The sequence below is a fragment of the Streptomyces sp. SID13666 genome (genome assembly GCF_010548325.1).
GTDB lineage: Bacteria > Actinomycetota > Actinomycetes > Streptomycetales > Streptomycetaceae > Actinacidiphila > Actinacidiphila fildesensis.
This window is the reverse complement of record NZ_JAAGLX010000056.1, coordinates 1-25,794: the sequence shown is the minus strand read 5'-3', so window position 1 is coordinate 25,794 and position 25,794 is coordinate 1. Positions and strand designations below refer to the sequence as shown.

The window sequence follows — 25,794 nt, the reverse complement described above, 5'->3', positions numbered from 1 at the left end:
GCGGCGCCGGCGGGGTCGCGGGGACCCACCGGGCCCGGAAGGCCCAAAGGACTCGGGTTTTGGCCGACCGGTAGTGGTGACCGGTTCCGATTCTGCCTCACCGTCCAGATCCCGGCATCAGCCGTCCGATATCGCACGTGCGATGTCAGGAATCAGGTGTCGGACAGCCGGGAGCAGGCGTCAGCCGCGGAGGTCGACCAGTATCGGCGGGGCGTGCTCGCCGTCGGTGGCGGTGAGCGAGACGACGGCATGCCCGGCCGGCACCGAATGGGCCAGCTCGGAGGCGGACCAGCGCTCGCGCTCGACGCTGCGGACGGTCACCGACTCGGTGGTGACGGCCTCCCCGGTGAACAGCCGCCGCACCCCGCGGTTGAGGCGGCGCAGCAGACCGCCGGACTGGTCGGGCGTGCGCGTCACGTCCCGGGTCTCGACCCAGGTGGTGCCCCAGGCCTCGGCGAACCGCTTCCCGTCCCACGTGGTGATCCCGGACAGCGCCATCCGGCAGCCGACCGCGCCGAGCAGCGCGGTGCGCAGTGCCTCGGGGACGTCGTCGAGCGTCCGCAGCGCCAGCACGGCCCCGGCGTTGGCGGACCGCAGCCGCTGCAGTCCGCGCACCGACTCTCCGGTGATGGTGTGCGCGGCGTCGTCGAGGACCAGGCAGGCGAAGAGCGACCGGTCGCGGCGGCCGGTGACCGCGGCGGTGAACTGGGCCAGCACGAGCCGCGCGAGGATCCGGGACGCCTCGGCGTGACCGCGTTCGGGCAGGTCGATACGGACCCGCAGCGGGTGCTCCAGGGTGTGCATGGAGAACGGCCGGGTCCGGCCGGTGACGTCGAAGAAGCCCGCGAAGGCCGGCCGGTCGAGCAGCGCGATCCGGTCGGCGAGCAGGGTGCCGATGTCGTCGGGCCGCCCCGCCTGCCGCTGCCGTGCCTCCAGCTCACGGACCGGACCCGGCTCCCCGGCCAGGTCCAGCGCGCCGCGCAGCGCGGCGAACGCGTGCGGGATGCCGTCGAGCAGCTCGCGCAGCTCGGTCACGGCGGGGAAGCGCCCGTGGGCGGCGCGGTAGGGGCCGAGCAGCTGGGAGAGCGCGGTGGCGGCCCGCCGGATGTCGGCCTCGTGCGTGGGGCCGTCGTCGATGAGCGCCTCGGCGAGGGTGCTCCCGGCCGCGTCCGGGTCGGGGCTGCCGCCGTACAGGTCCAGGTCGTAGCGCGAGGAGGGGTCGCCGAGCGAGATGACGACGTCGAACGCGTCGGCCGGTCCCAGGTCGGTGCCCGCGGAGCCCACGGCGATCACCGCGGCGGTGCCGGACAGCGCCTGCAGGCACAGCGACTCGACGACCGGCCGGACCAGCTGCCGGGTCTTCCCCGAGCCGGGCGGGCCGACGGCGACCAGGCCGGTGCCGAGCAGCGACGGGTCGAGCGCCAGCCCCGCGCCCCGGTGCTGGTACGGATTGCGGTCGTCGGCCGGTGCCAGGCCGATCCGCACCTGGCCGCCGAGCAGATCGTGCGTCGCGGAGCGGAACGGCAGATCGCGCGCGCCGGAAGGATGCAGACACGCCGCGGCGCCCTGCCGCAGCACGGTGTCGGCGAACGCGTCGATCCGCCGCGGGTCCGCCAGTACCGACGTCCAGGCCCGCTGGATCCGCGTGTAGTCGACGTCGTTCATCCGCCCGCTGCGGATCTCGCCCGCGAGCCGGTCCGCCACCGCGTGCTGCCCGGCCGCCCGCAGCTCGGGCCACTGGACGGGATCGTCCTCGACGGGCTGCCCGTCGGGCCGCAGCCCCGGCTGCGCCGGCTCGTCCCACAGCCGGCTCAGAGCGGGCGCGGCATACCGGCGCCAGACGTCCGGCCAGTGCCCGGCCCGGCCGAACACATAGGCCAGCAGACCGATCCAGATCAGGTAGTAGGTGTTGGAGACGATCGTGTAGGCGACCCGGTCGCCGGTGTACGCCCAGTCGTCCGGGATGAGCCAGAACATCGGCTTGAGCCAGAGGCTGCCGAAGTAGTTCCAGAGCAGCGACCAGACCAGCAGCCCGCACAGCAGGGCCAGCAGCGCGCCGCCGATCAGCCGGCGGCCGGCGAGCCGGCCCGGGTCCTCCGGGGGACGCGGGACGTGGCCGTACGCGAAGATCCCCGGGGCGTCGTGGTGGCGCGGGGTGCGCAGCCAGGTCTCCAGCGCGGACACCGGTGGCGCCTGTGGCATCGGCGGCGGTCCCGCCGGCCTCGGTACCGGGGTCGCGGGCGCGGCCTTCCGGAATCCCTGCGTACCCTCGATATCCACTACCGGCCGCCCCTCAGCCTCGTCGCCAGCGACGGAACTCAATGTAGTGGAGCGGACACCGGTCCATAAGGATCATGGCGCTTCGCGAGGCGCGGGTGCCGAAATCGGCCGCCAGGACTACGGTCTGCCGGGAAGCGGACTGTCCGCCGTGTCGAATGATCACCCGCCACTGCGCCCTATCGGAGTAAGCGGGTCCGCGCGGCCCCCGCTTAGCCTGCGGGAAAAGCCCGTGGACATATAAGAGGAGTACGCCCGCCATGACCGAACTGTCCCAGGAGCGCCGGCTCGTCACCTCGATCCCCGGCCCGAAGTCGCAGGAGCTGATGGCCCGCAAGGTCGCCGCGGTCCCCAACGGCATCGGCGTCACCCTCCCCGTCTTCGTGACGCGCGCCGGCGGCGGCGTGCTCGAGGACGTGGACGGCAACTCGCTCATCGACTTCGGCTCCGGCATCGCGGTGACCTCGGTCGGCAACAGCGCCGAGGCCGTGGTGCGGCGGGCGACCGCGCAGCTCGCGGACTTCACCCACACCTGTTTCATGGTGACCCCGTACGAGGGTTACGTCGAGGTCGCCGAGCAGCTCAATGAGCTGACCCCGGGCGACCACGACAAGCGCACCGCGCTGTTCAACTCCGGCGCCGAGGCCGTCGAGAACGCGGTGAAGATCGCCCGCTCGTACACCAAGCGCACCGCGGTCGTCGTCTTCGACCACGGCTACCACGGCCGCACCAACCTGACGATGGCCCTCACCGCCAAGAACATGCCGTACAAGGAGGGCTTCGGGCCGTTCGCACCCGAGGTCTACCGCGTACCGCTGGCCTACGGCTACCGCTGGCTGACCGGCGCCGAGAACTGCGCCGAGGAGGCCGCGGCCCAGGCGATCGACATGATCACCAAGCAGGTCGGCGCCGAGAACGTGGCCGCGATCGTGATCGAGCCGATCGCGGGCGAGGGCGGCTTCATCGAGCCGGCCAAGGGCTTCCTGCCGAAGATCGCCGAGTTCGCGAAGGCGAACGGCATCGTGTTCGTCGCGGACGAGATCCAGACCGGCTTCTGCCGCACCGGCCAGTGGTTCGCCTGTGACGACGAGGGCGTCGTCCCGGACCTGATCACCACCGCCAAGGGCATCGCGGGCGGTCTGCCGCTCGCCGCCGTCACGGGCCGCGCCGAGATCATGGACGCCGCGCACGCGGGCGGCCTCGGCGGCACCTACGGCGGCAACCCGGTGGCCTGCGCCGCGGCGCTCGGCGCGATCGAGACCATGAAGGAGCTCGACCTCAACGCCCGCGCGCGGCGCATCGAGGAGGTCATGAAGGGCCGTCTGCACGCGATGCAGGAGAAGTTCGACGTGATCGGTGAAGTACGCGGCCGCGGCGGCATGATCGCCGTCGAGCTCGTGGAGCCGGGCACCAAGACCCCGAACGCCGCGGTGACCGCCGCCCTGGCGAAGGCCTGCCACGCCGAGGGCCTGGTCGTTCTGACCTGCGGCACCTACGGCAACGTGCTGCGTTTCCTGCCGCCGCTGGTCATCGGCGAAGATCTCCTGAACGAGGGCCTGGACATCATCGAGGAGGCCCTCACCCGGGTGTGACTCCCGGTGTAACTCTGGGTAAGGGGGCGGCATCGGTGAAGAAGGTGTGCGGGCCTGATGGCGGAGGGGTAATCGCTCTCCCGGCAGCCTCGCCGGTGACGTACGGTTTCCGCAGATACACCGCACCATCCCGCTCGTGGGTGACCATGGGCGACACCGCGCCGGCGACCCCCCATTGCCGGCACAGCAGTGCCCTCGCGCACGACAGCGCCGGAACGAAGCGTTTCGGCACTCTTCGCCGATCGATCGACCGCTCGTCCCAAACCCCCCGGGCCGAGCGGCACGGAGATCGACCTGGCCGCCTCGGAACTCTCCCCCCTGTTCCGGGGCGGCCGACTTTTGCCCTGAACCTGGTCCTGGCCGTCAGCCTGCTGCTCTTCGCGCTGATCACCTGGCAGGTCGTCGCCGGTGGCCCGTTGGTGGACGCCGACCGGTGGCTGCTCCGGCGTTTCCAGCACGCCGCCGCGCGGCACCGGGGCCTGCACGGCACCGGGCAGTTCTTCTGCGACCTCGGCAACGCGCAGATCGCGGTGCCGCTCCTCGCCGCCGCCATCGGCGCAAGCGCCTGGCGCGGCCGCCGGGCCGGGCTGTCGCGGTGGTGGGCGCGCCCGCTGGCCGCGGCGCTGGCCATGGCCGCGGTCCCGCTGATCGTCAGCGTCACCAAGACCCTCGTCGCCCGCCCCTCCCCCGGCCACCGCCGCCTCGGCCCCGGCTCCTACCCCGGCTTCTTCCCGTCCGGGCACACGGCGTCGGCGTCGGTCGCCCTCGGCGCCGCCGCTCTTCTCGTACTCCCGCTCGTCCGGAACGCCGCCCTGCGACGGCTGCTCGCCGCCGCGGTCCTGCTGGTGGTGGCCGCCGTCGGGGTGTCGCTGGTGTGGTGCGGGTACCACTGGCCGCTGGACGTCCTGGGCAGCTGGTGCCTGTGCGCGGCGCTGCTGTCGGGAGTGGCCATGACCCCGGCCGGCTCATCCGACAGCAGCGCCGGCCAGGCCCGGAGTACGGACCTGCCCGGCGCTGACGGCCAGCGAGCGGTTCAGCTGTTCGTCGGGAAGCCCAGGTTGATGCCGCCGTGGCTCGGGTCCAGCCAGCGCTGCGTCACCGCCTTGCCGCGGGTGAAGAACTTGACGCCGTCCTCGCCGTAGGCGTGCGTGTCGCCGAAGAGCGAGCTCTTCCAGCCGCCGAAGGAGTAGTAGGCGACCGGGACCGGGATCGGGACGTTGATGCCGACCATGCCGACCTCGACCTCGTACTGGAAGCGGCGGGCCGCGCCCCCGTCGTTGGTGAAGATCGCGGTGCCGTTGCCGTACGGGCTGCTGTTGATGAGCTCCAGACCCTCGTCGTACGAGTCGACCCGCACCACGGACAGCACCGGGCCGAAGATCTCGTCGTCGTACACGGACATGCCCGGCTTGACGTTGTCGAAGATCGTCGGGCCGAGCCAGAAGCCATCGGCGGTGTTTTCGCCCGAGATCGGGTGCTTGCGGCCGTCGACGGTGAGCGTGGCGCCGTCGGCGAGGCCCGCGTCGAGGTAGGAGGTGACCTTGTCGCGGTGCACGCCGGTGACCAGCGGGCCCATCTCGGAGTCGCCGTTGCAGCCGGGGCCGACCTTCAGACCGGCGATGCGCTCCTTGATCTTCTCGACGAGCTCGTCACCGACCGGGTCGACGGCGACGAGGACGGAGATGGCCATGCAGCGCTCGCCTGCCGCGCCGAACCCGGCGTTGACGGCGGCGTCGGCCGCGAGGTCGAGGTCCGCGTCGGGCAGCACCAGCATGTGGTTCTTGGCGCCGCCGAGGGCCTGGACGCGCTTGCCGTAGCTGGTGCCGGTCTCGTACACGTACCGGGCGATCGGCGTGGAGCCGACGAAGGAGACGGCCTTGATGTCCGGGTGCTCCAGCAGGCGGTCGACGGAGACCTTGTCACCGTGCACGACGTTGAAGACGCCGTCCGGCAGACCGGCCTCCTTCCACAGCCCCGCGATGAAGTTGGCGGCCGAGGGGTCCTTCTCCGAGGGCTTGAGGACCACCGTGTTGCCCGCGGCGATGGCGATGGGGAAGAACCACATCGGCACCATGGCCGGGAAGTTGAACGGGGAGATGATCGCCACCGGGCCGAGCGGCTGGCGGATCGAGTAGACGTCGACACCCGTGGAGGCTTGCTCGGTGAAGCCGCCCTTCGACAGCTGCGGGATGCCGCACGCGTACTCGACGACCTCGATACCGCGGGCGATCTCGCCCAGCGCGTCCGAGTGCACCTTGCCGTGCTCGGAGACGATGATCGAGGCCAGCTCGTCACGGCGGGAGTTGATCAGCTCGCGGAAGGCGAAGAGCACCTGGCTGCGCTTGGCCACCGACGCGCTGCGCCAGTCGGGGAACGCCTCGACGGCGGCGCTGACGGCCTGGTCGACCTCACGGATCGACGCGAAGTCCACCTGTCCGGTGACCGCCCCGGTGGCCGGGTCGTACACATCGCCGCGCCGCTCCGCGGTGCCGGTCCATGCCTGGCCGGCGATCCAGTGGGTGATGTTCTTGGTGGACACGGGGGGACCCTTCTCTCGTAAGCCTGCTGCCAGTCTTGCGAGGGCATGGCGAGGCGTACAAGCAGCAACGTGTCGGCGGCGCGTCGCGGGGCCTTACAGATCGTCGGACAGCCGGTGTCCGCGGAAGGATTCCGGGCCGGTTCCGGGGGGAACCCGAGCGGAGTCCAGGGGGAACCCAGGGGGGAATCCGGGGATCCCGGCGGGTCAGCCGTCACCCGCGAGCTGCGCGACGGCCTCGTGCATCGCCAGTTCCAGAATCACCGGATCGGTGAGGTGCCCGGTGCCGTCGGGCGGGATGAGCCAGCGGACGCCGCCGGTGGCCCGGCCGGGGTAGGGGACGACGATCCAGGTGCCGCGGCCCGCGCTGCGCACACCGGTGGCGATCCAGCGGGCGGCCGTTCCCGGAGGTACGAAGAACCCCATGCGGGAGTCCCCGAAGTCGGACAGGACCGGCCCGGGCCGGTCGACGAGCCGGGTGAGCACGTCCAGGGTCGGATAGCCGAGCTCGCCCGCCAGGATCAGAACGTCCCAGAGCCTGCCGGCGGGCAGCAACGTCACCCCGAGGGGGTTGCGTTCCCAGTCCCACCGGCAGGCCTCCGGATCGGGTGCCGCGGATACCAGCCATTCGACCGCACTCTTCGCACCGGCGCTGCCCATGCCGGTTCCTCCGTTCCGTGAAGCTGATACTGCTGACACGGAAGAGAGGGCCGGAAGCGCGGATCATTACGCGGGTTCGGCTACTGATTGGTAGTGCGGCGGCTCACGGCTTCCGGGCAGGGGTGCGCCTGGGGGGCGCGAGGCGCACACGACGAGTGCCCCCGGGCGCACTCCCCCAGGTCGTGTCGTCGAATGATCCGACGACGGTCCCTAGCTGTCGAAGCCCAGTCCCGCCTTGTCCATCGCCTTCAGCCACAGGTTGCGCCGGCCTTCGTTGCGGTCGGCGCGGTCCAGCGACCACTTCGTGAGGCCGATCCCGACCGAGGTGAACGGCTCGGGCGGGAACGGCATCGGCTTGCTGCGGACCATCTTCAGTTCGGTGCGTTCGGTGCGTTCGCCGGACAGCAGGTCGAGCATGACGTCCGCGCCGAAGCGGGTGGCACCGACGCCCAGGCCGGTGTATCCCGCCGCATAAGACACCTTTCCGCCGTGGGCGGTTCCGAAGAACGCCGAAAAGCGCGAACAGGTGTCGATGGCGCCGCCCCAGGTGTGGGTGAAGCGCACGTCCTCCAGCTGCGGGAAGCAGCGGTAGAAGTGCTGGGCGAGCTTGAGGTTGGTCTCCGGGCGCTGGTCGCGCTCGGCGGAGAGGCGGCCGCCGTAGGGGTAGATGGCGTCGTAGCCGCCCCACAGGATCCGGTTGTCGGCCGAGAGCCGGAAGTAGTGGAACTGGTTGGCGCTGTCGCCCAGTCCCTGGCGGTTCTTCCAGCCGATGGAGGCGAGCTGCTCCTCGCTGAGCGGCTCGGTCATCAGCGCGTAGTCGTACACCGGGACGATGTACGGCCGTACCCGCTTGACCAGCGACGGGAACACGTTCGTGCCGAGCGCGACCTGCCGGGCGAAGACCCGGCCGTACGGGGTGCGGACGGCCATGCCGGCGCCGTTCGCGGTGAGCGCGGTGGCGCGGGTGTGCTCGTGGATGCGGACACCCAGCCCGAGGCAGGCGCGCTTGAGGCCCCAGGCGAGCTTGGCCGGGTGCACCATGGCGACGCCGGTGCGGTCCCACAGCCCGCCGAGGAACGTCGGGGAGTCGACCTCGGCGCGCACCTGGTCCTGGTCGAGCAGTTCCAGTGCGATGCCGTGCTCCATCGCCTGCCCGGCGGCCTCGTGCAGTTCCTCGAGCTGGTGCGGCTCGGTGGCCACGTCGATCTCACCGGTGCGCTCGAACTCGCAGTCCAGGGAGTAGCGGGCGACCGCCGCCTCGATCTCGTCGAGGTTGCGGTTGCCCAGCTCCTCCAGCCGGGCGAACTCGCCGGGCCAGCGGGTGAGTCCGTTGGACAGCCCGTGGGTGAGGCTGGCGGCGCAGAAGCCGCCGTTCCGCCCGGAGGCGGCCCAGCCGATCTCGTTGCCCTCGATCAGCACCACGTCGCGCGACGGGTCGCGCTCCTTGGCGAGCAGGGCGGTCCACAGCCCGGAGTAGCCGCCGCCGACGACCAGCAGGTCGCAGTGCTCGTCACCGGTGAGCGCGCCGAGCGGCTGCGGCTTGCCGGGATCCTCCAGCCAGAAGGGTGTCGGCCGCGCGTCTGCGAGCGAACGGGCTGGGTCCATCTGTTCTCACACCTTTTGGTGATCGGTTCGGTTCCGGTCGATCGGGTACGGACGTGCGGTGTTACGCGCGGGCCTTGCGCCGGCTGCCGAGCAGCTGCCCGGCGACGACGACGAGGACCGCGATCACGAACATCGCGGTGCCGATCACATTGATCTGCACCGGGGTGCCGCGTTGCGCCGAGCCCCAGACGAACATCGGGAACGTCACCGTCGAGCCGGCGTTGAAGTTCGTGATGATGAAGTCGTCGAAGGACAGGGCGAAGGACAGCAGGGCGCCGGAGGCGATACCGGGTGCCACCAGCGGGAGGGTAACCCGCAGGAAGGTCTGGAGCGGGGAGGCGTACAGGTCCTGCGCGGCCTGCTCCAGGCGCGGGTCCATGCTCATCACGCGGGCCTTGACCGCGGTGACGACGAAGCTCAGGCAGAACATGATGTGCGCGATGAGGATGGTCCAGAAGCCGAACGGGACGCGCATGTTGAGGAAGAGCGTCCCCAGCGAGGCGGCCATCACGACCTCGGGCATCGCCATCGGCAGGAAGATCAGCATGTTGGTCGTGCCGCGCGCCTTGAAGCGGTAGCGGGCGAGCGCGAAGGCGATCATCGTGCCCAGCACCGTCGCGCCGATCGTGGCGTACAGCGCGATCTGCAGGCTGAGGCCGAGCGAGCCGCACATGTCGGCGACGTCGCAGGGGTGCTCCCAGGCGTCGGTGGAGAAGCGTGTCCACTCGTAGTTGAAGCGCCCGTTCGGCTTGTTGAACGAGAACACCATGACGACGAGGTTCGGCAGGATCAGGTACGCGAGGCAGAGCACACCCGCGAAGACCACCAGGTTCTTCCGTATCCAGCGCATCAGACCAGCTCCTCCGTTCCGGCCTTGCGGATGTAGAACATGACCATCGCGAGGATCACCGCCATCAGGATGAAGGACAGGGCGGCGGCCGTCGGGTAGTCGAGCACGCGCAGGAACTGGGACTGGATGACGTTGCCGATCATCTTCTGGTTGGTGGTGCCCAGCAGTTCGGCGTTGATGTAGTCGCCGGTCGCCGGGATGAAGGTGAGCAGGGTGCCCGCGACCACGCCCGGCATGGACAGCGGGAAGGTCACCTTGCGGAACACGGTGAAGGGCTTGGCGTACAGGTCGCCGGCCGCCTCGTGCAGCTTGCCGTCGATGCGCTCCAGCGAGGTGTAGAGCGGCAGGATCATGAAGGGCAGGAAGTTGTACGTCAGACCGCAGATCACCGCGAGCGGTGTGGCCAGTACGCGGTCGCCCTGCGTGATGCCGAGCGACGACGTCAGATCCAGGATGTGCAGCTGGTTGAGGGTCTGCACCACGAATCCGCCGTCGGCCAGGATCGTCTCCCAGGCGAGGGTGCGGATCAGGAAGCTGGTGAAGAACGGCGCGATGACCAGGATGAGGATGACGTTGCGCCAGCGGCCGGCCCGGAAGGCGATGGTGTACGCGAGCGGGTAGCCGATCGCCAGGCACAGCACGGTCGCGATGGCGGAGTACTCGAACGAGCGCAGGAACTGCGGGTAGTACTCGGTCAGCGCGTCCCAGTAGGTCGCGAAGTGCCAGGTGACCTTGAAGCCCGCTTCCAGCGAGCCGGTCTGCACGGACGTGGACGCCTGGTAGATCATCGGCGCCACGAAGAACACCAGCAGCCAGGCGATGCCCGGCAGCAGCAGCCAGTACGGCACCCGGCGCTTGCGCCCTGCGGCCCGGCGCATCGCGGCCGGGACCGGCGCCGGGGTCTCCGGCGCGGCGGGCGGCCGGTCGGTGACGGTGCTCATGCGGCTTCCACCTCCTGCACACCGGCGTCGATGTCCTGGGCCGCGTCGAGGCCGAAGGTGTGCGCGGGGTTCCAGTGCAGGACGACGGGGGCGCCGGGCACCAGCCGCGAGTCACGGTCGACGTTCTGCACGAAGACCTCCAGCTCCGGGCAGACCGGGCTGTCGATCACGAACTGGGTGGAGACGCCGATGAAGCTGGAGTCGACGATGCGGCCGGGTATCCGGTTGCGCCCGTCGGCGATCGAGTCCTCGTCGTCGCGGTGCGCGACGGATATCTTCTCGGGGCGCACGCCGGCCAGCACCCGGCCGCCCACGGCCGTCTTCGCCGAACAGCGCGCGGTGGGCAGCGCGAGCTTCTGGCCGCCCGCGACGAGCAGCAGATCGTCGCCCGAGGTGCCGGTGACCTCGGCCTCGATGAGGTTGGAGGTGCCGAGGAAGTTCGCGACGAACGTCGATCCCGGGTTCTCGTACAGGTCGGCGGGGGCGCCGAGCTGCTCCACCCGTCCGCCGTTCATCACCGCGACGGTGTCGGCCATGGTCATGGCCTCCTCCTGGTCGTGGGTGACGTGCACGAAGGTGATGCCGACCTCGGTCTGGATGCGCTTGAGCTCCAGCTGCATCTGGCGGCGCAGCTTGAGGTCCAGGGCGCCGAGCGGCTCGTCGAGCAGCAGCACCTTGGGGTGGTTGATGAGAGCGCGGGCGACCGCGACGCGCTGCTGCTGGCCACCGGAGAGCTGGTTCGGCTTGCGGCGGGCCATCGAGCCCAGTTCGACGAGCTCCAGCATGTCCTCGACCTGCTTCTTCACCGACTTGATGCCGCGCCGGCGCAGGCCGAAGGCGACGTTCTCGTAGATGTCCAGATGCGGGAAGAGCGCGTAGTTCTGGAAGACGGTGTTCACCGGGCGCTTGTACGGCGGGAGGGCCGTGACGTCCTCGCCGGACAGGGACACGGTGCCGGAGGAGGGGTCCTCGAGGCCCGCGATCATGCGCAGGGTCGTGGTCTTGCCGCAGCCGGAGGCTCCGAGCAGGGCGAAGAAGGAGCCCTGCGGGATGGTGAGGTCGAGCGGGTGGACGGCGGTGAAGGCGCCGTACCGCTTGCTGATCCCGGAGAGGATGACCTCGCCGCCGGAGGAGTCGTGTGTCATGGGGTCGCTTCCCGTAAGTCGTCAGTCGTCAGGTGCGGTCAGGCGCCGATGAGTTTGGAGAACTTCTGCTCGTACGCGGTCTCCTCGGCGGAGGACAGCAGGCGGAAGGAGTGCGTCTTGGCGGCCATCGCGGCGTCCGGGAGGATCAGCGTGTTCGCGGCCAGCGCCGGGTCGATCTTCGCGAGTTCGTCGCGTACCCCCGCCACCGGGCAGACGTAGTTGATGTAGGCCGCGAGCTGGGCGGCGACCGGCGGCTCGTAGTAGTAGTCGATGAGCCGCTCGGCGTTCTTCTTGTGCCGCGCCTTGTTGGGGATCACGAGGTTGTCGGTCGACGAGAGGTAGCCCGCGTCGGGGAAGACGTACTCGATGTCCGGGTTGTCGATCTTCAGCTGGACGAGGTCGCCGGCCCACGCGAGACACGCGGCCATGTCGCCCTTGGAGAGGTCCGCGGTGTAGTCGTTGCCGGTGAAGCGGCGGATCTGCTTGGAGTCGACGGCCTTCTGCACCCGGGCTATCGCCGCGTCGAAGTCGTCGTTGGTGAAGGAGGCGGGGTTCTTGCCCATGTCCATCAGCGTCATGCCGACGGTGTCCCGCATCTCGGTGAGCATCCCGACCCGGCCCTTGAGCGTGGGGTCGTCCAGCAGCTGCGAGACCGAGGTGACCTTACGGCCGTTGGTCGCCTTCTTGTTGTAGGCGATGACGGTGGCGATACCGGTCCATGGGTACGAATAGGCGCGGCCCGGGTCCCAGTCGGGGCTGCGGAACCGCTGCTCCAGGTTGGCGTACGCGTGCGGCAGGTTGGACGCGTCGAGCTTCTGCACCCAGCCGAGGCGGATCATGCGGCCGGCCAGCCAGTCGGTGAGCACCATCAGGTCGCGGCCGGTGTCCTGGCCGGCGGCGAGCTGTGGCTTGACCTTGCCGAAGAACTCGACGTTGTCGTTGATGTCCTCGGTGTACTTGACGTTGATACCGGTGCGCTTGCCGAAGGCGTCGAGTGTCGGACGGTGCTTCCCGTCGTCCGTGACGTCGATGTACTCCGTCCAGTTGGAGAAGTTGACCGTCTTCTCCGACCCGGAGTGGTCCTCGGTCGTGGCGGCGGCGTCCTTCTGGCCGCCCGCGGCGGGGATGCCGCAGCCGGTGAGGCCGGTCAGCCCTGCCGTCGCCACGGCGCCGAGTCCGGCGGCGCGCAGCAGCGACCGGCGGGCGAGGGCACCACGCCCGTTGGTCATGGTGCGCCGTATCGCCGCGAGCTGGGGCGGCGAGAGTGTCTCGTACTGCTCCATGCGCTGTGCCCTTTCACGGGAGGCCGGCCGGGAACCGCCTGGGGTCCGGCCGGAGTCCGGGGTCCGACCGGGTTATCGGTCTCCGAAGATCGTGCGGTGCCAGTCCTTGCGGACGATCGCGGTGTTGTCGTACATCACATGCTTGACCTGCGTGTACTCCTCGAAGGAGTACGCGGACATGTCCTTGCCGAAGCCGGACGCCTTGTAGCCGCCGTGCGGCATCTCGCTGAGGATCGGGATGTGGTCGTTGATCCAGACACAGCCTGCCTTCATCTCGCGGGTGGCCCGGCTGGCGCGGAAGACGTCGCGGGTCCAGGCGGACGCGGCCAGGCCGTACGGGGTGTCGTTGGCGAGCGCCAGGCCCTCGTCGTCGCTGTCGAAGGGCAGGACGACGAGCACCGGGCCGAAGATCTCGGACTGGACGATCTCGCTGTCCTGCGCGGCGCCCGTGATGAGGGTGGGGCGGTAGTACGCGCCCGCCGCGAGCTTGTCGCCGGGGGCCTCGCCGCCGGTCACGACGGTGGCGTACGCGCGGGAGCGGTCGACGATCGCCGCGACGCGGTCCCGCTGGAGGTGCGAGATGAGCGGGCCGAGGTCGGTCGACGGGTCGAACGGGTCGCCGAGCCTGATGCCCGCGAAGAGGTCGGCCACCCCGGCGACGAACGCGTCGTACAGCGGCCGCTGGACGTAGGCGCGGGTCGCGGCGGTGCAGTCCTGGCCGGTGTTGATCAGAGAGCCGGCGACCGCGCCGTGCACGGCCGCTTCCAGGTCCGCGTCATCGAAGACCACGAAGGGAGCCTTGCCGCCGAGTTCCAGGTGCAGCCGCTTGACGGTGCGGATGGCGATCTCGGCGACGCGCTTGCCGACGCCGGTGGAGCCGGTGAAGGAGGTCATGGCGACGTCGGGGTGGCCGACGAGGTGTTCGCCGGCCTCCTTGCCCGCGCCGCTGACGATGTTGACCACACCGTCCGGGATACCGGCCTCGGTGGCCGCGCGGGCGAACATCAGCGAGGTCAGCGGGGTCAGCTCGGCGGGCTTGAGCACGATGGTGTTGCCCGCGGCGATGGCCGGCAGGACCTTCCAGGCCGCCATCTGCAGCGGGTAGTTCCAGGGCGCGATCGAGCCGACGACGCCGACCGGCTCACGGCGCACGTAGGAGGTGTGGTCGGCCGAGTACTCGCCGGCGGCCTTGCCCTCCAGATGGCGGGCGGCCCCCGCGAAGAACGCGGTGTTGTCGACGGTGCCCGGTACGTCGAACCCGGCGCTCAGCCGCAGCGGCTTGCCGCACTGCAGCGACTCCACGAAGGCCAGGTCGTCGGCCTGCTCGGCCAGCACCTCGGAGAAGCGGTGCATCGCGGTGGAGCGCTCAGCCGGAGTGGCACCGGACCAGCCGGGGAGGGCGGCCTTCGCGGCGGCGACGGCGGCGTCCACGTCCGCGGCCCCGGCGAGCTCGTAGGTGTACACCGCGTCACCGGTGGCAGGGTCGACCACGGAGTGCTGGTGGCCTGAGGTGCCCGGCCGCGAGGCTCCGGCGATGTACTGGGCCCCGTCCGCGAACCGGTTCTTCACGTCGAAACGGTGGTCCATGGTGTCTCCTCGCATCCGCTTGGCGCCGTGGCCGAAGACTGGATTGATGGCTGATCCTGGCAGAGTAGCCTTGGGCCAACAAGGGATTCCGTTGTTGCCTTTTGGTTACGCGACGAAATCTGTCTTCCGTGATCTGCCACACAGTGGCTTTCCCCGGCGTCCCGAGGCACGATGCCGGAGCGCTGCGCGCGGCGTAACCGTCACACCGCAACCGGTGGCGCGGAGAGCTTTACACTCTGCCCCCGGCAGTGGCGTCAGGCCACGCCGGACGCCGTCCCGACCGGAGGTCACACCGTGTTTCCCACCGTCGCCCAGGTCCTGGAACTCGACGCGCTGCGCCGCGGCGCGCCGCGGGTCGTCGCGGGCGCCGCCGGGCTGCACCGGCCGGTGCGCTGGGTGCACATCAGCGAGCTGGCCGACATCGCGGGGATGCTGCAGGGCGGCGAGCTGGTGCTGACGACCGGCGTGATGCTCCCGGAGGACAAGGAGTCGCTGGCCCAGTACATCGACGCCCTCGCGGACGTCGGCGCGGCCGGGCTGGTGGTGGAGCTGGGCCGGCGGTATGCCGATGTGCTGCCGCGGCCGCTGGTCAGGGCCGCCGAGCGGCGCGGCCTCCCGCTGGTGGCGCTGCGCACCGAGGTGCGGTTCGTGAGCGTCACCCAGGCGGTGCACGCCCATGTGGTGGACGCGCAGCTGACCGAGTTGCGCGCCTCGGAGGCCGTGCACCAGACCTTCAACGAACTGTCCGTCGAGGGCGCGGAGGCCGACGAGGTCGTCCGGGAGGTGGCCCGGATGGCGGGCGCGCCGGTCGTGCTGGAGAACCTCTCGCACCAGGTGCTGGCCTTCGACCCGGCCGGCCACGACCCGGAGGCGCTGCTGGACGGCTGGGAACGGCGCTCGCGCGGGGTGGCCCCGGCCGGCAGGACCGGGTACGACCGGCGGGCCGGCTGGCTCGTCACCTCGGTCGGCGCGCGCGGCCGCGACTGGGGCCGGCTCGTGCTGGTGGGCGAGCCCGGTCCGCCGCCGCGCACCTCGGGCGAGGGCCGCCCGGTCACGACGACCGGTCCGCACCGGCACGCGGTCCTCCTCGAACGGGGCGCCGCCACCCTGGCCCTCAACCGGCTGCTGGAGCGCGACCGCGAATCGCTGGAACGCCAGACCCACCGCACCCTGCTCTCCGGGATCCTCACCCACGCGCTGACCGTCTCCGACGTGGCGCTGCGCGCTCGGGCGCTGGGCGTGCCGCTCGAAGGGCGCCGGCTGGTCGGCGTCATGCTGCGGCTGCGCGGCGGGCCGGCGTCGGCGGCACTGGAGGCGCAGTCCCGGCTGCGGGACTTCACCGAGAACGTGGCGCTCGCGGTGCGCGAGCGCGGGCTGACCGCACTGACCGGGGCGCTCGACGACGGCGCGGTCGGCGTCCTGGTGTCGCTGGGCCCGCACGACGAGGAGCACCGGTCGCTGGAAGGCTTCGCCGCCGCGCTCGACCGGATCGTCGACCCGGCGTCCGAGGCGCCCGCGTTCGTGATGGCGGCCGGCTCCTCGGTGGGCTCGCTGCGCGACGCGCGGCGCACCCTGCTGGAAGCGGCGCAGGTCGCCGACGCGGCGCTGCACGGTTCACCGGGGGGTGCGGAGCGGCGCAGGGCCGGGACGTACTACCGGCTGCCCGACGTGCGGCTGCGCGGACTGCTGCACCTGCTGCGCGACGACGCACGGCTGCAGACCTACGTCGAGCGCGAGCTGGGCCCGCTGCTCGCCCATGACGCGGAACACGGCTCCGACCTGGTCCGCATCCTCTCCGTCTATCTGGACAACGGCCGCAACAAGTCGGCGGCGGCCGATGCCGCACACCTGTCCCGCCCCTCGTTCTACGACCGGCTGCACCGGGTGGAACGGATCCTGGGCGTCGACCTCGACCAGGTGGAGTCGTGCCTGTCACTGCACGTCGCGCTGCTGGCCCTGGAGGCCGTACGCCGCTGACCGCGGTCCGCGTCAGGACCTACGAGGCGGGTACGGGAACGGGCACGTCCCAGTACGCGTAGTCGTAGGAGTCGCCCGGGGACACGTCGACCTCGACGGAATCGGTGGAGGGGTCGGGGACGACGACGATGAAGTCCAGCGACCGCTCGGCGCCCGGGGCGAGCTGGCCGCTGAAGCCGTCCTGTCCCGAGATGTCCTTGAGCGGGTTGTCCCCCGCCTGGTCCGCGTACGCGGACACGTCCGCGTAGTCCAGGTTCTGCGTGTCGCCGCCGGTGTTCTTCAGCGTGACGGTGAACTTCAGCGCGCTGTCACCGCCCTCGGCACCCGCGGCACCCTCGGCGGTCTGCGCCGGGCCGGGGTCCTGTACATCGGCGACCGTGACCTGCAGCCCGCCGTCGTACTCGGCGGTCTCGCCGACGGACAGCGGTGATCCGTAGCTGCCCTGGTCGGGCTTGCGCATCCCGTCGCCCTCGTCCAGCCAGCCGTTCCCTATCGACACGCCTATGGTGATCAGCATTCCGGCGGACAGCACGGTCGCGACGATGCCGAGGATCAGCCCGGCCAGGGCCTGCCCGGGATTGGTCGACTCGCCGCGCTTGGCGATCCGGCGTCCGACGATCCCGAAGATGATCGCGGCGATGCCCAGCGGAGCGCCGAGGACCGCGAAGAAGCACATGACCGACAGCACAGCGCCGACGATGCCCAGTACGAGCGCGGTGAGGCCGTAGCCGTTGCGCGGCGAGGGGGTCCAGCCGCCGTACGGGCCCATCGGGTACCCCGGGTAGCCGGGATAGCCCGGGTAGCCGCCGCCCGCGCCCGGGTACTGCTCGTACGGCGGGTACTGACCCGGGTGGGGACCCTGTTGGTCGTACGGAGGGCCGGCGGCGTAATGGTCAGTTCCCGGTGCCAGCGGCGGCAGCGGCGGGCCGGTGTCCGCCGGGCTCGGCCCCGGTCCGGCCTGCGGCGGGACGTCCGCGGGCGGCGCCCAGGGGTTGCGGGGCGCGGGGCTGTCGGGCTGGTCGGACATTGCGGCCTTCCTCTGACTACGTCCGGCAATGCTATGGCCTGCGTACGGCGGGGGAAGGCCCTCGCACGACCCGGGGCGCCGTCTACGATGGCTCCACCGCTGACTTGCCTGGAGGATCCGCATGACCGACACCGCACCCGGACGCGTACCCGGCCTCGACACCTTCATCGCCGGGCTGCCCAAGGCCGAGCTGCATGTCCACCATGTCGGATCCGCCTCGCCGAGGATCGTCGCAGAACTGGCCGCCCGGCACCGGGACTCCCGGGTCCCCAGCGATCCCGCCGCGCTGGCCGAGTACTTCACCTTCCGTGACTTCGCGCACTTCATCGACGTGTACCTGTCCGTCGTCGACCTGATCCGCGACGCCGAGGACGTGCGGCTGCTGACCTTCGAGGTCGCCCGCGACATGGCCCGGCAGAACATCCGCTACGCCGAGCTGACCGTCACGCCGTATTCCTCCACCAACCGCGGCATCCCGGACCGCGCCTTCGTCGAGGCGATCGAGGACGCCCGCAAGGCCGCCGAGTCCGAGCTCGGGGTCGTGCTGCGCTGGTGCTTCGACATTCCCGGCGAGGCGGGGCTCGCCTCCGCCGAGGAGACCGCGCGGATCGCGACCGAGCTGCGGCCGGAGGGGCTGGTCAGCTTCGGGCTCGGCGGCCCCGAGATCGGTGTGCCGCGCCCGCAGTTCAAGCCGTACTTCGACCGGGCGCGCGCGATCGGCCTGCACAGCGTGCCGCACGCCGGCGAGACCACCGGTCCGGAGACCGTCTGGGACGCGATCAACCTGCTCGGCGCCGAGCGGATCGGGCACGGCACCAGCTCGGTCCAGGACCCGCGGCTGCTGGAGCACCTGGCCGAGCACCGCATCGCGCTGGAGGTCTGCCCGACCTCCAACATCGCCACCCGCGCGGTCCGCACGCTCGAGGAGCACCCGCTGCGGCAGATGGTCGAGGCCGGTGTGCTCGTCACCATCAACAGCGACGACCCGCCCATGTTCAGCACCGATCTGAACAACGAGTACGCGATCGCCGCCCGCCTGCTGGACCTGGACGCGGCCGGCGTCGCCGGGCTGGCGAAGAACGCTGTCGAGGCGTCGTTCCTCGACGCGCCGGGCAAGACGCGGCTCACCGCCGAGATCGACGCGTACACGGCGGCGTGGCGCTAGGTCATGTCCGACACATGGCGGCGTCCGCCCGGAAGGCGGGGCCCGGGGCGTCCGGTGCGTGCGATCGCAAGGCGGAGGGTCATCCTCGTACCGGGCGTACGTGGATGAGCCGACAACTGGGGGCACCTCCCAGCGGTAGCTGGGGGAGAGCGCGCGTGCCAGGCGCTCCGGGCCAGGCGGGATGGGTCGGACAGGGCCTAGCCGTCGCCCATCGCGGCGACCCGTTCCACCACCGCGAGAACACCCTGCCGTCGCTGCGCTCCGCCCTGCGGGCGGGCGCCGACGCGGTGGAGATCGACGTGCGCCTCACCCGCGACGGCGTCCCCGTGCTCCTGCACGACCCGACGCTGAAGCGGCTGTGGGGGCACCGGGACGCCGTCGCCGAACTCACCGCCGAGGAGGTGCGGCGGCGCACGGCCGGCGGCGTGCCGACGCTGCACGACGCGCTGACCGCCGTCACCGGGCACGGGACCGGCCGGGCGCTGCTCGACCTGACCGCCGCGGACCAGGCCGGGCCCTCGGTGGCCGCCGTACGGGAGGCGGGAGCGGAGTCCCGCGCGTACTACTGCGGCGAGGCCGGCGCCATGCTCGCCGTGCGGCGGCACGACCCGGCCGCCGAGATCGCCCTGACCTGGAAGACCTCGGCGCTGCCCGGGCAGGCACTGCTCGACGCCGTCCGGCCGCGGTGGATCAATCTGCGGTTCGGGCTGATCGATCCACCGCTGGTCCGCTGGGCGCACGAGCGGGAGCTGCTCGTGGCGGCCTGGACCGCCGACCTGCGCCGCACCATGGCGCGGCTGCTCGGCCTCGGCGTCGACTCGGTCACCACCAACCGCCTGGACGTCCTGCGCGGACTCCTCGACGGCCCGCCCGGATCACCGGCCCTGATCACAGGCCGACGATCAGGTTCCACCGGTTCTCGAACTCCGGGCGCTCCTCCGGCGTGATGTCGCGGGCCACCACGAGCCGCTTGCGCATCTCGTCGTCCGGGAAGATCAGCGGGTCCTCGGCGAGGGCTGCGGTGTCCTCGTCCTTGGACGAGGCGAGTACATCGCGTGCGGCCGGCACCGGGCAGACGTAGTTGACGTAGGCGGCGAGTTCGGCCGCGACCTCGGGGTCGTAGTAGTAGTCGACGAGCGCCTCGGCGTTGCTCTTGTGCTCGGCCAGGTTCGGGATCATCAGGCTCTCGGCCCACAGTTCCGCGCCCTCCTGGGGCACCACGAACTCGATGTCCGGGTTGTCGGACTGCAGTTGGACGACATCGCCCGAGTACGCCTGGCAGGCCAGCACATCGCCGGACGACAGGTCCTTGGTGTAGTCGTTGCCGGTGAAGCGCCGGATCTGCTTGCTGCGCACCAGAGAAGCCACCTGGTCCGTCATCCGGTGGAAGTCGTCCGCCGTCCACTTGGTGACGTCGACGCCCTGTCCCTGCATGAGCAGCGCGAACGCCTCGTCCATCCCGGACAGCAGCGTCACCTTCCCCTTGAGGTCCGGGGCCCACAGGTCCGACACGTGCTTGATCTCGCGGCCGAGCGCCTTCTTGTTGTAGGCGATGCCGGTGATCCCGGACTGCCACGGCACGGCGGACCGGCGGCCCCGGTCGAAGGCGGGGTTCCGCAGCAGCGGGTCGAGGTACTTGGTGACGTTGGGCTGCCGGGAGCGGTCCATCTGCTGCACCCAGCCCAGGCGTACGTACCGCGCGGCCATCCAGTCGCTGACGACGATCAGGTCGCGGCCGATGTCCTGGTGGTTCATGAGGGCCGGGCTGATCTTCCCGAAGAACTCGTCGTTGTCGTTGATCTCCTCGGTGTACTGGACCTTGATCCCGCTGCGCGCGGTGAAGGCGTCGAGGGTCGGACGCTTCTGCGCGTTCTTCTCGTCGACGTCGATGTAGAGCGGCCAGTTCGCGAAGTTCAGCTTCTTGTCCTGCGCCGAACGGTCGCGGGCCGCCCGGTCCGCCGCGTCTATGTGCGCCGGCGGTACACCGCATGCCGAGGCGGCTGCCAGCAGCCCTGCCAGCCCGAATCCACGCAGCACCGAACGACGGGAGAGATCACTCATGCGGCACACCCTCCCTTCCGCCGGATGCCCGGGGCAACGAGCGATCCGTCAGCCGTACCCCCCAACTGCCTGACACTGTGTCTCGCGGCCGGGACGTGCGACGGCCCCGGACGCGGCGTGCGCGTCCGGGGCCGGGGCCGGGGTGCCGCTGGGGCAGGGGCGGGTCAGCCGTCCAGGGACGTCATGACGTGCTTGATGCGGGTGTAGTCCTCGAAGCCGTAGGCGGAGAGGTCCTTGCCGTAGCCGGACTTCTTGAAGCCGCCGTGCGGCATCTCGGCGACCAGCGGGATGTGGGTGTTGATCCACACACAGCCGAAGTCGAGACGCTTGGACATCCGCATCGCGCGGCCGTGGTCCTTGGTCCACACCGAGGAGGCGAGGGCGAACTCGACGCCGTTGGCGTACTCGACGGCCTGCTCCTCGTCGGTGAAGGGCTGGATGGTGATGACCGGTCCGAAGACCTCGTTCTGGATGATCTCGTCGTCCTGCTTGAGGCCGGAGACGACGGTCGGGGCGTAGAAGTAGCCCTTGTCGCCGACCCGGTGGCCGCCCGCCTCGACCTTGGCGTGTGCCGGCAGCCGCTCGATGAAGCCGCTGACCTGGGCGAGCTGGTTGGCGTTGTTCAGCGGGCCGTAGAGCACGTCCTCGTCGTCCGCGGCGCCGGTCTTGGTGTCGGCGGCGGCCTTGGCGAGCGCGGTGGTGAACTCGTCGTGGATCGACTCGTGGACGAGCACGCGGGTGGCGGCCGTACAGTCCTGGCCGGCGTTGAAGAAGCCCGCGACCGAGATGTCCTCGACCGCCTTGGCGATGTCGGCGTCGCCGAAGACCACGACGGGCGCCTTGCCGCCGAGCTCCAGGTGGACGCGCTTGACGTCCTTGGCGGCGCTCTCGGCGACCTGCATGCCGGCCCGGACGGAACCGGTGATGGAAGCCATCGCCGGGACCTTGTGCTCGACCATGGCGCGGCCGGTCTCGCGGTCGCCGCAGACGACGTTGAACACGCCCTTGGGCAGCACCTCGCCGAGGATCTCGGCGAGCAGCACCGTCGAGGCGGGGGTGGTGTCCGACGGCTTGAGGACGACGGTGTTGCCCGCGGCGATCGCCGGGGCGAACTTCCAGACGGCCATCATCATCGGGTAGTTCCACGGCGCGACCTGCGCGCAGACGCCGACCGGCTCGCGGCGGACGATGGAGGTCATGCCCTCCATGTACTCGCCGGCGGAGCGGCCCTCGAGCAGTCGGGCCGCACCCGCGAAGAAGCGGATCTGGTCGACCATCGGCGGCAGTTCCTCGCTGGCGGTGAGGCCGAGCGGCTTGCCGGTGTTCTCACTCTCCACCGCGACCAGCTCGTCCGCCCGTGCCTCGATCGCGTCGGCGACCTTCAGCAGGGCCCGCTGGCGTACCGAGGGAGTGGCGTCGCGCCAGGCCGGGAACGCCGCCTCGGCGGCGGCCATGGCGGCGTCGACGTCGGCGGCGGCGGACAGCGGCGCGGTGGCGTAGACCTCACCGGTGGCAGGGTTCACCACATCCGTGGTCCGCCCGTCGGCGGCGTCGCGGAACTCTCCATTGATGTAGTTGCGCAGACGCTTGAGCTCGCTCACTGCACCTCTCCTGTCCTGTGTCCGATGGGTGAGACGCTTCCAGAGTAATCGAGCCTAGTCGCATCACTGCCGTGTTCGACATACCCGGATCCCCAGAACGATGGAATCAGTGAGATTCGAGCACCAGAACCACGAATTTCATCGTTCAGGGGTTGCGGGACCGTCGACCTCTCCTGCACAGTGGGACTCGTGGCCACTCGTAGTACGGATCCGAAGAGCACCACCGGCTCCGGAGTGCTCGACTCCGTCTCCAAGGCGATCATCGAGCAGCTCCAGGAGGACGGGCGCAGGCCCTACGCCGCGATCGGCAAGGCCGTAGGCCTCTCCGAGGCGGCCGTACGGCAGCGCGTCCAGAAACTGCAGGACCAGGGGGTCATGCAGATCGTCGCCGTGACCGACCCGCTCACCGTCGGATTCCGGCGGCAGGCGATGGTCGGCATCAACGTCGAGGGCGACATAGAACCGGTCGCCGACGCCCTCGCCGAAATGGGCGAGGTCGAGTACGTCGTCATCACGGCGGGTTCCTTCGATCTGCTGATCGAGATCGTCTGCGAGGACGACGACCACCTGCTGGAAATGATCAACAAGCGGATCCGCGCCCTGCCCGGCGTGCGGACCACCGAGAGTTTCGTTTACCTGAAGCTCCGGAAGCAGACCTACACCTGGGGAACCAGATAGCCATGAACGCGGACCTCTCGAAGACCGCGTACGACCACCTGTGGATGCACTTCACCCGCATGTCGTCGTACGAGAACGCCCCTGTGCCGACCATCGTGCGCGGCGAGGGCACGTACATCTACGACGACAAGGGCAAGAAGTACCTCGACGGCCTCTCCGGGCTGTTCGTGGTCAACGCCGGTCACGGCCGCCACGAGCTCGCCGAGACCGCGTACAAGCAGGCCCAGGAACTGGCCTTCTTCCCCATCTGGTCGTACGCCCACCCCAAGGCCGTGGAACTGGCCGAGCGGCTGGCGAACTACGCCCCCGGCGACCTGAACAAGGTCTTCTTCACCACCGGTGGCGGTGAGGCGGTCGAGACCGCCTGGAAGCTCGCCAAGCAGTACTTCAAGCTCACGGGTGAGCCGACCAAGTACAAGGTCATCTCCCGCGCGGTCGCCTACCACGGCACCCCGCAGGGCGCCCTGTCGATCACCGGCCTGCCGGCCCTCAAGGCTCCCTTCGAGCCGCTGGTCCCCGGTGCGCACAAGGTGGTCAACACCAACATCTACCGCTCCCCGATCTTCGGCGACGACCCGGAGGCCTACGGCCGGTACTGCGCCGACCAGATCGAGCAGGAGATCCTGTTCGAGGGCCCGGAGACCGTCGCCTGTGTCTTCCTGGAGCCGGTGCAGAACGCCGGCGGCTGCTTCCCGCCGCCGCCCGGGTACTTCCAGCGGGTCCGCGAGATCTGCGACAAGTACAACGTGCTGCTCGTCTCCGACGAGGTCATCTGCGCCTTCGGCCGCCTCGGCACCATGTTCGCGTGCGACAAGTTCGACTACATCCCGGACATGATCACCTGCGCCAAGGGCATGACCTCGGGCTACTCCCCGATCGGCGCCTGCATCATCTCCGACAAGCTGGCCGAGCCGTTCTACAAGGGTGACAACACCTTCCTGCACGGCTACACGTTCGGCGGCCACCCGGTCTCCGCGGCGGTCGGCATCGCGAACCTCGACATCTTCGAGCGCGAGGGCCTCAACCAGCACGTGCTCGACAACGAGGACGCGTTCTTCAACACGCTGAAGAAGCTGCACGACCTGCCGATCGTCGGCGACGTCCGCGGCAACGGCTTCTTCTACGGCATCGAGCTCGTCAAGGACAAGGTCACCAAGGAGTCCTTCACGGACGAGGAGACCGAGCGCGTCCTGTACGGCTTCCTGTCGAAGGCGCTCTTCGAGAACGGTCTGTACTGCCGGGCCGACGACCGGGGCGACCCGGTCGTCCAGCTCGCTCCGCCGCTGATCTCCACCCAGGAGACCTTCGACGAGATCGAGGGCATCCTCCGCGCCGTCCTCACCGAGGCGTGGACCAAGCTCTGACCGCTTCGCGGTGATCCACCCCGGCGCGCCGGGCGGCCCCCATGGGGTGCGCCCGGCGCGCCGCCGCGTTTCCGGGGTCAGCTCCTGGGACGAGACGTCATATGCGGCCGTTCGGGCGACCCCGGCGCCGTGGCTCACCCGATCGGGTCCGGGAAATCCTTAGCCTGCCAACGCAGTGACCGGTCTCCCCCGCATTCGTTGACCGAGCCAGGGGGAACGACTCGCGGAGGTAATCGGCAATGGTGGCCCCGCCCGACAACGATGTGCTCTGGGCCCGCGCCCTGCGCCACTCCTTCCAGGGCTCTCCCGCGCTGCTCGGCGTCTCGCTGGGTGTGCGCGAGGGCGAGATCCTCGGCCTGCTGGGACCGCGCGGCTCCGGCAAGACGACCCTGCTGCGCTGCCTGGCCGGGCAGTTGCTGCCCGACCAGGGCGAGGTGTGGTTCAACAGCGCACCGGTGCACACCCTCCCGCTGGCCGCGCGCGAGCGGCTGCGCCGCGACCGCTTCGGCTGGATCGGCGGCACCCCGCAGCTGCTGCCGGAACTCACCGCCCGGGAGAACGCCGCCCTGCCGCTGCTGCTCTGCGGCATTCCGCACCGCACGGCCAAGACCACCGCACAGGAGTGGCTGGACCGCCTCGACGTCGGCTCGGTGGCCCGCAAACGGCCGGCAGAACTGCTCCAGGCGCAGCGCCAGCGGGTGGCCATCGCCCGCGCCCTGGTCACCCTCCCCGAAATCGTCTTCGCCGACGAGCCCACCGCGCCGCTGCACCGCGCGGACCGCGCCCAGGTCCTGCGGATGCTGACCAGCGCCGCGCGTTCGCACGGCATCACCGTGGTGCTCGCCACCATCGATCCCGAGGTCGCCGCCGTGGCCGACCGGGTCATCACCCTGGTCGACGGGCGGCCGGCGGCCGCCATGCCCGCCCAGGACCGGGAGGGTGCCGCGTCGTGCTCAGCCTCCGTGTAGCCCGCGGATCCGCCCCCACGGTCCTGCTCCGCCGGCTGCTGGTCGCCGCCACGTCCGCGGGCACCGGCTTTCTGCTGCTGGCCGCGCTCGGCTACGCCATGGGGCACCCCGGGAACCCGTCGGCGGCCGGCGCCCGGCTCGCCTGGTGCGTGGTCCCGTTCGCCGCCGCCCTGCAGCTCTCGGTGGCCGTGTCCCGGTCCGAGCCCAGCGGACGGCTGCACTCCGGGCTCGCCGCGGCCGGTCTCGGCCGCGGCGGGGTGCCGCTGCTGGCCGCCGCGACCACCGCACTGTCGTGCGCGCTGGGCAGTGTCGTCGCCCTGCTGGTCTTCCTTGAGGTGCGCGGCGGAACGGCCCCCGACGCGTTCGGCTCGGACCGTCCGCTGCCCGTCGCGGGCGCGCTGACGCTGCTCGCCGCCGTACCGCTGCTCGCCGCGGCGGCCAGCACCGCCAGCCTGTGGCCGCGCCGGGCCGCCCCCG

The 25,794-nt window shown here is 70.7% G+C and carries 20 protein-coding genes and 1 pseudogene; 9 read left to right on the top strand and 12 right to left on the bottom strand.

Annotated elements, in window-relative coordinates:
• Positions 1–180: 180 nt before the first annotated feature.
• A complete protein-coding gene (locus G3I60_RS38805) occupies positions 181–2,202 on the bottom strand; it encodes an ATP-binding protein (RefSeq protein WP_232485857.1) in 2,022 nt (673 codons plus the stop codon).
• A gap of 335 nt (positions 2,203–2,537) precedes the next feature.
• Here G3I60_RS38805 and gabT point away from each other — a divergent pair, with 335 nt between their 5' ends.
• Positions 2,538–3,869, top strand: a complete 1,332-nt coding sequence (gene gabT, locus G3I60_RS38800; protein ID WP_138356710.1) for a 4-aminobutyrate--2-oxoglutarate transaminase — start codon at positions 2,538–2,540, stop codon at positions 3,867–3,869.
• A 146-nt stretch (positions 3,870–4,015) separates the two neighbouring features.
• Positions 4,016–5,011, top strand: a complete 996-nt coding sequence (locus G3I60_RS38795) for a phosphatase PAP2 family protein (RefSeq protein ID WP_164298107.1) — start codon at positions 4,016–4,018, stop codon at positions 5,009–5,011.
• On the opposite strand, the gene G3I60_RS38790 is transcribed toward G3I60_RS38795, so the two are convergent.
• From G3I60_RS38790 to G3I60_RS38755, 8 genes are all read right to left on the bottom strand, one after another.
• The gene (locus tag G3I60_RS38790) at positions 4,903–6,408 is read right to left on the bottom strand and encodes a CoA-acylating methylmalonate-semialdehyde dehydrogenase (RefSeq protein WP_138356712.1); all 1,506 of its coding nucleotides are present in this window, start codon (positions 6,406–6,408) and stop codon (positions 4,903–4,905) included. The two genes, G3I60_RS38795 and G3I60_RS38790, sit on opposite strands and share 109 nt — an antisense overlap.
• A 204-nt stretch (positions 6,409–6,612) precedes the next feature.
• Positions 6,613–7,065, bottom strand: coding sequence for a hypothetical protein (locus G3I60_RS38785; RefSeq protein ID WP_138356713.1), 453 nt, complete (start codon positions 7,063–7,065; stop codon positions 6,613–6,615).
• Positions 7,066–7,275: 210 nt separating this feature from the next.
• Positions 7,276–8,670: an FAD-binding oxidoreductase gene (locus tag G3I60_RS38780; RefSeq protein ID WP_164298106.1), complete on the bottom strand. Its 1,395-nt coding sequence runs from the start codon at positions 8,668–8,670 to the stop codon at positions 7,276–7,278.
• Between the two features lie 61 nt (positions 8,671–8,731).
• Positions 8,732–9,520 carry an ABC transporter permease gene (locus G3I60_RS38775; protein WP_138356715.1) on the bottom strand — a complete coding sequence of 263 codons (789 nt, stop codon included), beginning with the start codon at positions 9,518–9,520 and terminating at the stop codon, positions 8,732–8,734.
• Entirely contained in the window at positions 9,520–10,461 is a 942-nt protein-coding gene (locus G3I60_RS38770) for an ABC transporter permease (RefSeq protein ID WP_164298105.1), read from the bottom strand. The genes G3I60_RS38775 and G3I60_RS38770 overlap by 1 nt, the downstream gene beginning before the upstream one ends.
• Positions 10,458–11,606 carry an ABC transporter ATP-binding protein gene (locus G3I60_RS38765; RefSeq protein WP_138356717.1) on the bottom strand — a complete coding sequence of 383 codons (1,149 nt, stop codon included), beginning with the start codon at positions 11,604–11,606 and terminating at the stop codon, positions 10,458–10,460. The genes G3I60_RS38770 and G3I60_RS38765 overlap by 4 nt, the downstream gene beginning before the upstream one ends.
• A 38-nt stretch (positions 11,607–11,644) precedes the next feature.
• Positions 11,645–12,889, bottom strand: a complete 1,245-nt coding sequence (locus tag G3I60_RS38760; protein WP_138356718.1) for a spermidine/putrescine ABC transporter substrate-binding protein — start codon at positions 12,887–12,889, stop codon at positions 11,645–11,647.
• A 72-nt stretch (positions 12,890–12,961) separates the two neighbouring features.
• Positions 12,962–14,476, bottom strand: a complete 1,515-nt coding sequence (locus G3I60_RS38755) for a gamma-aminobutyraldehyde dehydrogenase (protein WP_164298104.1) — start codon at positions 14,474–14,476, stop codon at positions 12,962–12,964.
• Positions 14,477–14,770: 294 nt separating this feature from the next.
• On the opposite strand from G3I60_RS38755, the gene G3I60_RS38750 reads away from it, so the two are divergent.
• Entirely contained in the window at positions 14,771–16,453 is a 1,683-nt protein-coding gene (locus tag G3I60_RS38750; RefSeq protein ID WP_164298103.1) for a PucR family transcriptional regulator, read from the top strand.
• Positions 16,454–16,472: 19 nt separating this feature from the next.
• Here G3I60_RS38750 and G3I60_RS38745 read toward each other — a convergent pair whose 3' ends face one another.
• Positions 16,473–17,480, bottom strand: a complete 1,008-nt coding sequence (locus G3I60_RS38745) for a DUF4190 domain-containing protein (RefSeq protein ID WP_164298102.1) — start codon at positions 17,478–17,480, stop codon at positions 16,473–16,475.
• A 121-nt stretch (positions 17,481–17,601) separates the two neighbouring features.
• On the opposite strand from G3I60_RS38745, the gene G3I60_RS38740 reads away from it, so the two are divergent.
• Both G3I60_RS38740 and G3I60_RS38735 read left to right on the top strand, forming a co-directional pair.
• On the top strand, positions 17,602–18,645 hold the full coding sequence (locus G3I60_RS38740; RefSeq protein WP_138356722.1) for an adenosine deaminase: 1,044 nt from the start codon (positions 17,602–17,604) through the stop codon (positions 18,643–18,645).
• A gap of 155 nt (positions 18,646–18,800) precedes the next feature.
• On the top strand, positions 18,801–19,592 hold the full coding sequence (locus G3I60_RS38735) for a glycerophosphodiester phosphodiesterase (protein WP_343241830.1): 792 nt from the start codon (positions 18,801–18,803) through the stop codon (positions 19,590–19,592).
• Here G3I60_RS38735 and G3I60_RS38730 read toward each other — a convergent pair.
• Positions 19,534–20,706: a spermidine/putrescine ABC transporter substrate-binding protein gene (locus tag G3I60_RS38730; RefSeq protein WP_164298100.1), complete on the bottom strand. Its 1,173-nt coding sequence runs from the start codon at positions 20,704–20,706 to the stop codon at positions 19,534–19,536. The two genes, G3I60_RS38735 and G3I60_RS38730, sit on opposite strands and share 59 nt — an antisense overlap.
• A 164-nt stretch (positions 20,707–20,870) precedes the next feature.
• Entirely contained in the window at positions 20,871–22,307 is a 1,437-nt protein-coding gene (locus G3I60_RS38725; RefSeq protein WP_138356725.1) for a gamma-aminobutyraldehyde dehydrogenase, read from the bottom strand.
• A gap of 189 nt (positions 22,308–22,496) precedes the next feature.
• On the opposite strand from G3I60_RS38725, the gene G3I60_RS38720 reads away from it, so the two are divergent.
• The 4 genes and pseudogenes from G3I60_RS38720 to G3I60_RS38705 form a co-directional block, all read left to right on the top strand.
• Positions 22,497–22,985, top strand: coding sequence for an Lrp/AsnC family transcriptional regulator (locus G3I60_RS38720; RefSeq protein ID WP_138356726.1), 489 nt, complete (start codon positions 22,497–22,499; stop codon positions 22,983–22,985).
• 2 nt (positions 22,986–22,987) lie between these two features.
• Complete coding sequence (locus tag G3I60_RS38715; RefSeq protein ID WP_138356727.1) at positions 22,988–24,349, top strand: aspartate aminotransferase family protein; 1,362 nt, start codon at positions 22,988–22,990, stop codon at positions 24,347–24,349.
• A gap of 239 nt (positions 24,350–24,588) precedes the next feature.
• Positions 24,589–25,317 carry an ABC transporter ATP-binding protein gene (locus tag G3I60_RS38710; RefSeq protein ID WP_138356728.1) on the top strand — a complete coding sequence of 243 codons (729 nt, stop codon included), beginning with the start codon at positions 24,589–24,591 and terminating at the stop codon, positions 25,315–25,317.
• Positions 25,299–25,794 (top strand): annotated as a pseudogene (locus tag G3I60_RS38705) (hypothetical protein); the annotation flags it as partial. The gene G3I60_RS38710 and the pseudogene G3I60_RS38705, both read left to right, overlap by 19 nt.